The 3,442-nt window shown below is 71.2% G+C and carries 3 protein-coding genes and 1 pseudogene; 1 reads left to right on the top strand and 3 read right to left on the bottom strand.

Translation table 11 applies throughout. The features are described 5' to 3' along the window. Window positions 1-166 precede the first annotated feature (166 nt). Window positions 167-754 carry a DUF1684 domain-containing protein gene (locus BLW47_RS24510; RefSeq protein WP_091563179.1) on the top strand — a complete coding sequence of 196 codons (588 nt, stop codon included), beginning with the start codon at window positions 167-169 and terminating at the stop codon, window positions 752-754. 55 nt (window positions 755-809) lie between these two features. On the opposite strand, the gene BLW47_RS24505 is transcribed toward BLW47_RS24510, so the two are convergent. The 3 genes and pseudogenes from BLW47_RS24505 to BLW47_RS24495 all read right to left on the bottom strand — a co-directional run bounded on the left by BLW47_RS24505 (window position 810) and on the right by BLW47_RS24495 (window position 3,369). Continuing rightward, the gene (locus tag BLW47_RS24505; RefSeq protein WP_091563175.1) at window positions 810-1,334 is read right to left on the bottom strand and encodes a YflT domain-containing protein; all 525 of its coding nucleotides are present in this window, start codon (window positions 1,332-1,334) and stop codon (window positions 810-812) included. Window positions 1,335-1,484: 150 nt separating this feature from the next. Further along, window positions 1,485-2,840: a glycoside hydrolase family 6 protein gene (locus tag BLW47_RS24500; protein ID WP_091563171.1), complete on the bottom strand. Its 1,356-nt coding sequence runs from the start codon at window positions 2,838-2,840 to the stop codon at window positions 1,485-1,487. Between the two features lie 191 nt (window positions 2,841-3,031). Next, window positions 3,032-3,369, bottom strand: a pseudogene (locus BLW47_RS24495) (transposase). Window positions 3,370-3,442 lie beyond the last annotated feature (73 nt).

Below are 3,442 nucleotides of genomic sequence, written 5' to 3'. Positions count from 1 at the left end.
CACCGCGCGAGGAAGCAGGAATCCACCCGGACGCCGCGTGTTCCACGCGCAGCGTGGAGGGAATCTCCGTCCTTCAGGGCGGAGAGATCGTCAAGACGAGCACATCCACGGGCGGCGGGCGGGGCGGTTGGCCGGCGACGCGTGACCCGGCGATACGGTGGTCGACGTGCAGGATCTTGAGTTGCTGGACTGGCGGGAGCAGGTGGCCCGCCTCTACCTCTCCGACCGCGATCTGACCGGCTTCCGCGCCGCGCGGGACGCGCTCTTCGCCCGGCACCCGCAGTCGCCACTGCCGCCGTCCGACCGCGCCGACTTCACCGGACTGCGCTACTTCGCGCCGGATCCGGCCGCGGTGGTCGAGGCGCCGCTGCGCCCCGCCGAGGGAACCGAGACGATCGACACGGGCGGCCCGGACGGGGTGGTCCGCTACCGCCGGGTCGGGATCGCCGAGTCACCGTGGGGCCCGCTGACGCTGTGGTGGATCGAGGCGTACGGCGGGGGCCTGTTCCTGCCGGTGCGGGACGGCACCTGCGGGCGGGAGACGTACGGCGGGGGGCGCTACCTCACCGACACCGTGAAGGGGACGTTCGGCCGGGGCCTGACCGTGCTGCCCGGCGGCCGGGTGCGGCTGGACCTCAACTACCTCTACAACCCGAGCTGCGCGTACGACGCCCGGTGGGCGTGCCCGCTCGCCCCACAGGAGAACCGGGTGACGGCGCCGATCCGCGCCGGGGAGCTCAGCTACCACGACTGACGCCGCGGGCGGGCCGGCTCTACCGGCCGGTGCCACCGCCGCAGGCGCCCGGCGGTCAGCGTGTCGACGGCGCGGACTGCCCGTCCATCCGCCCCAGCACCTGCCGCGCCTGATCGGCGAGGTCGGCGTCGATGTTGACGCTGTACTGGCTGGCCCGCACGGAGGTGTAGGACGTGAAGTCGCGGCTGCCGCGCGTCATCGCGTGCGCGACCGCGCCGAAGACGCCACCCCAGAACGCGCCGATCACCACGGCGGTGACGACGGCGCCCAGCCAGTTCACCGGGGTGAAGATGCCGAACAGCAGCCCGATGAGCAGACCGAACCAGGCGCCGCTGCCGGCGCCGGCCAGCGCCGCGCGGCCGGTCGTCATCCGGCCGAGCACGTCCTCGACGAGCCGCAAATCGGTGCCGACGATCGCCGACCGTTCGACCGGGAAACGGTTGTCGGAGAGGTAGTCCACCGCGCGCTGCGCCGGGGCGTACTCCGGGTATGTCGCGATGGTGACGGTGGGACGGCCGACGACGCCGCCGTCGCCGCTCGGCATCGCGGCCGGACCGGAGATCGTGCCGGTGCGCTGCATCCCGCTCATCGGTGTTCCGGCGGGGATCGAGGGTCTAGTCATGAGATGCCTCCTTCCTCATGACAAGTTCCCCGATCCCGGCGCCGATAACGGCCTGCCCCGTCGAGCCGGGTCGACGGGGCAGGCCGGTTGATCGGCGGTGGACGGGAATCAGCTGCCGCAGGGGGTGCCGTTGAGGGCGAAGCCGGTCGGCGCGGTCAGGGTGCCGGTGTACGTGCCCTGGAAGCCGACGCTCGTCGTCGCGCCCGCCGCCAGCGCGCCGTTCCAGTCCGCGTTGCGCACGCTGATCTGGCTGCCCGACTGGCTCCACGTGCCGTTCCAGCCGTTGCTCAGCCGCACCGTCGAGCCGGCCGTGAAGGTGAGCGTCCAGCCGTTCACCGCCGCGCCGCCGTTGGTGATGCGCAGCTCCGCGGTGAAGCCGCCGCTCCACTGGTTGGCGGTGTAGGCCACCCGGCACGCGCCGCCGGGCGGGTTGGTCGGCGGCGTCGTGGTCGGCGGCGTCGTGGTGGGCGGCGTCGTGGTGGGCGGCGTCGTGGTCGGCGGATTGCCGGCCGCGATCGCCAGGTCGTACGCCCGCTGGGGCACGAACTGGCCGGCGGCCGCGATGCACCCGTCCGCCTCGCCCGGCAGCTTCACCCACAGGTACGCATCGATCTTGGCATCGCCGGTGGCGGTGGTGCTCGGCGTCCCGATCGCCCGGCCGGCCGGATCGCACCACTCGGAGCCCAGCGGCCCGTTGCCGTTCCGGCTGGTGTCGATCACCGCGGTCAGTCGGTTGACGCCGGTGGCCGCGATCACCGCCTTGACGTAGGTGGTCACCTCGGCCGTGCTCCGGTAGTTGGAGACGTTGCTGGAGATGCCGTCAGCGCTGTTCGCGATGTCCGCCCCGACCAGCCGCGACGCCATCTCGGCCGGGGCGTGCCAGGCGGAGTGGCCGGCGTCGAAGTAGACCTTGGCCTGGGCGGAACCGGCCTTGAGCTTCTTGCCCGCGTACGCCATCGAGGCCCGCACCTCGGCCTGCTGCGTGGCGTTCATGCACGTGCTCATCAGTGCGAGCACGTCGGGCTCGAGGATGATGCTGGCGCGCCGGTTGCCGAGGCCGGCGGAGACCTGGTCGATCCACTGGCGGTAGCTGGCGTGGTCGGGGGCGCCGCCGCTGCTCGCGCCGCTGCAGTCGCGGTTGGGGATGTTGTAGACGACCAGGATCGGGATCTTGCCGGCCGCGGCGGCGGCGCCGACGAACGCGTCGACCTGCCCGCGCACCGTCGACGTGTTGGTCTGGGTGAACCAGCGGCCCTGCGGAACGCTCGCGATCCGGTCGCGGATCACGGCGGCGCGCGGATCGTTCGGGTTGGCCGCGACCCACTTCGCGGCGCCGGTGTCGGGATCGACGTAGAAGGCCGATTCGGCGGCGGTGGCGGGCGGTGGCCGCAGCAGGCCGATGCCGACGGCGGCGGCGACCGTCAGCGCCGCGGTGGCCGCGCCGGCCATGAGATGTCTGCGCATGCGGAAATCTCCTCCCCGGGGATCAGTGCAATCGAGTTTGATCGATGGAAGCGCTCCCAAATATATCGAACACCGTACGGGTGTGTTGCCGATCTGTGAAGTCCGTCCTGCGTGACGCTACCGGGATGGGGGCCAGTGCTCCGTCCTTCAGGGCGGGGGTGAAGGCCCGCCCTGAAGGACGGAGCAGTGCCTTAGGCCGGGCGGTTTTGCTGCTCGATGTACGGGTTCACGACGCTGAGCGGTGCGCCGGCGACGGACCCGGCGAGGTACGAGCCCGACCGGAGCTTGTTGGCCGGGTAGTAGTGTCGCCGGAGGTCGGGGAACTGCTGCCGCATCCGGCGGGAGGAGACGCCTTTGAGGCTGTTGGCCAGCTTGGCGATGGCGACCCTGGGCGGGAAGTGTCTCTTCCATCCGGGTCAGGTGGGGGTGGCCGAACACCGTGTGCCGGAATTTCGTCACGAAGACCAAGTGGGCGTGCATAGCAAACGCGCAGGTGTCTGCCAGTGCGAATGCTTTCGAGTTCAGTCATAGATGAACGTTATAGTCGTCGCGTGCAGCTGCGGTACAACTACCGCGTCTACCCGACGCCGTGTCAGCAGGGA

This window comes from Micromonospora pattaloongensis (assembly GCF_900107255.1).
Lineage (GTDB): Bacteria > Actinomycetota > Actinomycetes > Mycobacteriales > Micromonosporaceae > Micromonospora_I > Micromonospora_I pattaloongensis.
Note: the sequence above shows the minus strand (reverse complement) of the source record. Positions and strands in the feature narration are given on the sequence as shown.

What these genes read in the sequence shown, in the direction of transcription:
- BLW47_RS24500 (WP_091563171.1), bottom strand. Translation starts at nt 2,840, where the DNA reads ATGCGCAGACATCTCATGGCCGGCGCGGCCACCGCGGCGCTGACGGTC.
- BLW47_RS24505 (WP_091563175.1), bottom strand. Translation starts at nt 1,334, where the DNA reads ATGCAGCGCACCGGCACGATCTCCGGTCCGGCCGCGATGCCGAGCGGC.